The sequence below is a fragment of the Novipirellula sp. genome, from assembly GCF_041583735.1.
In the GTDB taxonomy this organism is placed as follows: Bacteria; Planctomycetota; Planctomycetia; order Pirellulales; family Pirellulaceae; genus Novipirellula.
On record NZ_JBFHFD010000549.1, the window covers coordinates 1 to 5925 of the forward strand.

Below are 5925 nucleotides of genomic sequence, written 5' to 3' on the forward strand. Positions count from 1 at the left end.
CAACGCGTCATTCGCCGTGATTTCGCCACTGGCGTTGACATCCATTCTTGTTTGTGGGCTGAAGCCTGGCGTCACACGAGGGAAGGTGTAGTCGACACTAACCGAGTTTTGATCGACGACAACCGACTCTTCGGCCACTTGCAATTTCAACACCGTGACCGTGCTTGGCAACAACGGATCAGGATTATTTCCGCCCACCGAGCGGCGATACAGATTGGCCACGGCGATCTCATCGACGCCATCTTGATCGAAATCAGCAACAGTCAAATCGATGGGATTAAAGACATCCTGAATCGATTTAACCAAGCTGAAATTACCAGCCCCATCGCCTACAAAGATCTCAATCACGTCATTGCTGTTGCTGGCGACCACAACATCAAGTTGCGAATCACGATTGAAATCACCCACCGCAAGCTTGGAAGCCTTGGCTGTCACCGAGGTGCTCGAAACGAGACGAACTTGCCCGCCATCCAACCGCAGGACACGAAGCGTTTGGCGTTGATCCAAAGCCAATATTTCGTGTTGACCATCGCCATCGATATCCGCCAACGTCACATCGACATATTTGCTGGTCAAATTCGCATCGGATTGTCCATCGGCAAGTGGCGAGAAACTGCCATTGCCGTTGTTCAGTAGAATGCTGATCTCACTACCACTATCGCCACTGGACGCACCACTTTCAAACGTCGTGTCGTAGCCGATTCCGACGACGACGATATCGTTGTCGCCGTCCCCATCGACATCCCCTGTCGCGATCGATGTAATCTGCGATGCGTTGACCGACAATTCTTGAGGTGCGAAGCGTCCATCGGGCGCGAACAACGTCAATCCGGATTGGCGAAACGACGCGGCAACCACGGTGGGCAAGCCGTCACCAAAATCGTCGATCGCGACATCGATCGCGCCGGCAGCGATCGGGAACGAATCATACGAATCGTTGCCAAAGTAGACTTGCCCTCCCTCACTCGGCAGCCCAATGGCGGCAACCGCGATCAGCGGCGTCCCCGAACTGTTTGCTGAGGCTGGCGGGTAGGCGAAGACCGATTGAGGCCGATTGTCCAGCGTCACTTCACGGATCAACGAAAGGTTTCCGCCAACCACATCGATCACGGTAAGTGTTCCCGACAAATCGCTAGCGACGATCATCTCGAGATCGCCGTTGCCGTCGACATCGGCTGCCGTGATCGAACGAGCCAACAATCCTGCGTCCAATTGGCTGCGAATGACTCCGGGGTTATCAGGAATGGTTTGGCAGGTCGCAGGAATTTCCGCCACGATCACCGCTTGACCATTAACCAGGCCCGAAAAGAAGTAATCCCCCAGCAAATCGGTTTGCGTCTCTCGCTCGCCTGGATCAAAGGTGCGATCCCCATCGGCATCGATGAACACGCGTCCGCCGACCACGGCTTCGCCACTGTCTTCGCTGCCGTTGCCGTTGGCGTCACAATAGACGTGCCCGCTGACTCGCGTCGAGAAATTTAAAACCACAGTTCCCGTTGCGGTGTCGATCCCATCACTGAGCGTGTAAGTAAACGAGTCACTCAGCCCGACAAAACCAGGGTCGGGAGTGATCGTGATGATGCCTCCGCTTGATACAATGGTCGCACCGGCAACGGTATTCAGTGGCAAATCAACGATACTGAGGGTCTGAGTGGTTTCATTGGCAGCACCAACGAAATCGTTCACCAACAAATCCGATTCTTGGATCGTGAAAACTTGCCGCGTCGCGACATCCACGACATCATTACCGGCAATTGGCGGATCGTTGACCGCGGTGATATTCACACGCACGGTCGCCGAAGCGGTTTGGCCTAACGAATTGCTGACGGTGTAGGTAAAAACGTCGAGTCCAAATTCATCGGCGCGAGGCAGGTAGTTAAGCCCGCTGCCGCCCGCGGCGATTGTCACAGTACCTCGAGTTGCCGCAGAGACGGTCGTGACCGTCAACGTACCGGTGGGCAAGTCGTTGGCAAGCACATCGATAAAGGTCAACGGGTCGTCTTCCTGGATCCCCAACGGATTGTCATCGACTGCGATAACGATAATGGGCGGTGGTGCGAGCCGTTCGAAAGCCCCGATATCGGGAAAGGCTTGGCTATCGCCATCACCGTCTTGGGGCCGCACGGTGCCCCGTGCATCGACCAGAACCTGCGTGTTGCGTGCCGCATCGATCGCTGGACTTTGCGGGCCAATCGCCCGGGTAAAGACCGGCCCGCCATTATCTTGCAGTGGCCCTAATTGCGGGTCGGTATTGTTCCGATCGCTGGGATCACTGAACCCCATACTTTGTCCGCTATCGAGATTGCCGCCCAACGAGACGAAGGTACCCGGTAGAGCAATCCCGTCGCCACCGGAAAAGAGACTCGCTTCGATTGAAATCGGTTCGCCTTGGGCGGCGATATTGGATCCCGAGCTCAGCGCTTGGTTATCGGCAATGGTCGAAAAGGTGATCGTGTGTTGAACGCCTGGTGCACTCGCGCCCACGGCGATACCGCCACCTTGCAGCCCTGATTGATTTCCTGTGATGGTAACGTTGGTTAGATCAAAACCGGCGTTCTCAAACGCGAGCCCACCCCCATCGCTTCCCGATTGATTGCCCGCAACGGTCACGCTTGACGCGGTCATGATCGGATTGCGTTGGTTGCCGAGCAATCCGATACCACCGCCGCGACCGGACTGAGCGGTATTGGACGAAATCGTCGAGTCGGTGATCACGAGATCGACATCGGCTGCTCCGATCCCGCCAGCTTCGCTCATCGACACATTGTTGGTGATGGTCGACGCGGTGATCGTCATCTGCTGAGTCAACGAATTGCTGACCGCGCCGATGGCACCGGCCCCAGGGGTTTGTGGCGTGGTGGTTTGGTTGCCATCGAGCACCGAATCTTCGAGCACCAGATCGACATTCACCAGGGCGATCCCGCCAGCGGTCGGTGCTTCGTTTTGGCGAATATCGGCGTTACGAATGGTCACCGTGCGGTTGGTATCGGGATCAGCCAATACGGCAACGGCACCGCCTCCCTGATCAAATTGGTCGCCTTGGCCGAGCACTTGGTTTTGTAGGAACGTGGTGCCGTCGATAGTACCGCTGTAATCCACGGCTTCCAAACCACCGGCACCCGCAACCGCCGAATTGGATTCGAACCGACCGCCGCTGATGTCAAACGAGAAATTGCTCAGCGCGTCGCCGAAAATGTATAAGCCTCCGCCGCCCGAATCGGATCCTAACGCTTGGTTCGAAATGAAACTGGAATCAGTCACGGTGACCGATGATCCTTCGAAATAGACACCGCCTCCCGAGTCGCCTGCTGCGTTATTGGCAACGTCGACGGTGTCCAAAGCCAAGACCGAATTAAATCCGCTGACGTTCACGCCCCCGCCGAGCCCGAAATCGGTATCAGAATCTCCGGTGTCGTTGTTTTCGATCGTCGAATTTCGGATGGTCAGCGTCTGCGGTTGATCCGTGGTCGAAAAATTAATTCCTCCTCCATTACCTGTGGCAATGTTGCGACGGATGATTGAATTTTCGATCGTCACGTTGACACCGGCTTGGATTGCGCCGCCGGAGGAGGTGAAGCCGGGAAATTGCGAATTGTCATCGGCGCGATTGTCTTGCAGAATCACACGACGCAGCTCTAACGCGCCACCGCCAAAGAAATTGATCCCGCCACCGCCGGAACCATCGCTTGCGACCCCATTTTGGATCGTCAGATTCTCCATGGTCAGCGTGTGGGGAACGCCGAAGCCGAAAATATCAAACCCGCGTGAAACGCCACCACCGTCAATCACCACCGTGTCGGGGCCGCTGCCGAGGCCGATGAAGTCAAGATCTTGATCTGCGGCGATATCGAAACTGCCAAAGTTTGGATCGATATTGTACGTGCCAGCGGGAATCTCGATGCGGTCCGGCCCTGGATTGTTCTCCGCTGCCGCAATCGCCCCGCGAATCGAACAGGTCCCGTTTCCAGGCGTCGGAGATGCCGCACAGAAACTGGATTGTGGATCGGTATCGACAAGTGTATCGACAACGAACGTCGCCAGCACGCGACGCGATTCGAGAGACTCGACCAACAGACGACGACGTGAGCTACGAGCGGATCGCAGGACACGACGCACGGAAAAACGGGGCATAGATCGTCTCAGGGCTAAAGAGTTCCCGCTAGGATAGGGTATAACGCTATTGTGAAGCTAATTGCTGCGGTAGGCTGCTGCAAGTAAATTGCGTCTCCCCCTAATGAGATGCCCCCTTTTTCGAGCTTTCTTTTAACCGAAATTCCCGCGAGGTCGTTGTAGTGAAATTTGTTGACGTGATTGTCAAATTAGGAGATGAGACGAACCACGTCTACAAGGCAAGTCTGCCGCTTGAGATCGGCCGGATGGATCATGGCGAAGAATTGCTGCGAACCCAAAATGTCGGCAATGGCAATTTCCGCCTCGCCGTCGCCCCAATCGACATGATCGGCGTTTCACGCCGATCGATGCGGGTCGAAGACAATGGTGACGGTGGTCTGCGGTTAGTCAATATTCATTCAACCAACAGTTTCCAGGTCAGCGACGAAAACGTGGTCATCGGTCCCGGGCAATCGCTTTCGGTCTCGGGCAACGTCACCGTTAAATTGCCGCAGCAATTGATGCTGACCTTTACTCTCAAATCGATGAACGCGCCGGTCGAATATGACCGATCCATGCGGACGCTTGATGCCGTCGATTCGAGCATGACCAACGGCACACAGGACGCACGTCTTGGCCAACTGAAAAACGAAACGAGTGACAAGAACCCTGCCGCCGTCGCCGTTAGTCTGGTGCGTCAGGCACTGACCGTGGTGCAAAAGGCCGCCGGATCAAACGAATTTTTTGAAGCGGCCGTGCGAGCGGTCGCCAACATGATCGAACTCGACCGCGCCTATGTCATCCTGTTCGCGGGCAATCACTGGACCGTTCGCTCAATGTTTTCGTTCGAATCGGATTCCTCGATCAACTTTACCGACAGCAAAACGATCGAACCCTTACCCTCGGGCAGCACTCGACTGCTGGACAACGTGCTGCAGACGAAGAAGACGGTGATCTACGAACCCGATAGCTATCTGCAGACCGCAGGTTCGTCGATGATCAGTCTGGATCGCGCCGTTGCCGCGCCCATGTTTAACAAGGCGGGCGAAGTGATCGGCGTCGTTTATGGGGACCGCCGCGTCGTGGACGACCGCAGCAACGAGCCGATCGGCGAGCTTGAAGCGACGTTATTGGAAGTCATGGCCAGTGCAGTCGCCTCGGGTTTGGCACGCCAGCACGAAGAATCGCTGCGAGCTTCGTTGACTCAGTTCTTCTCGCCCGCGGTGACGGATCGACTCGAGAAAAACGAAAATCTGCTGCTCGGCCGAGACGCCGAGGTGACCGTCTTGTTTTGTGACATCCGTGGCTTCAGTGCCGTATCGAAACGGGTCGGCCCCGCACGTACGATCGAGTGGATCAACGATGTCATGACGGAACTGAGCCAGTGTGTGATTGAAACCGATGGCGTGCTGGTCGACTACATCGGCGACGAATTGATGGCGATGTGGGGAGCCCCCGCACAACAACCCGATCACGCCCTGCGTGCGTGTCGCACAGCAAATCTGATGCTGAAACAAATCGAACCACTTCGTCAAAAGTGGAGTGATATCACCAGCGACCAGTTCGGCTTTGGAATCGGAATCAACACCGGCGTGGCCCAGGTGGGAAACACCGGATCGAAGGTCAAATTTAAATACGGCCCGCTCGGCAACACCGTCAACGTCGCTAGCCGAGTGCAAGGGATGACGAAGGCGTTTGGGGTCCGGGTTTTGCTGACCTCATCGACACTCGATGAAGTGACAAAGTGCCAAGGGGCGGCAAGCGAGATCGTCCTGCAGACACGTCACTTGGCCGACGCCAAACCGCTTGGGATCA

General features: G+C 56.0%; 2 protein-coding genes. One reads left to right on the plus strand and one right to left on the minus strand.

Features of this window, described 5'->3' with window-relative positions; genetic code table 11:
• The coding region (locus tag ABX962_RS27950) for an FG-GAP-like repeat-containing protein (protein ID WP_372724376.1) at window positions 1–4131 on the minus strand (4131 nt) is incomplete at its 3' end.
• A gap of 161 nt (window positions 4132–4292) precedes the next feature.
• On the opposite strand from ABX962_RS27950, the gene ABX962_RS27955 reads away from it, so the two are divergent.
• The coding region (locus ABX962_RS27955; RefSeq protein WP_372724378.1) for an adenylate/guanylate cyclase domain-containing protein at window positions 4293–5925 on the plus strand (1633 nt) is incomplete at its 3' end.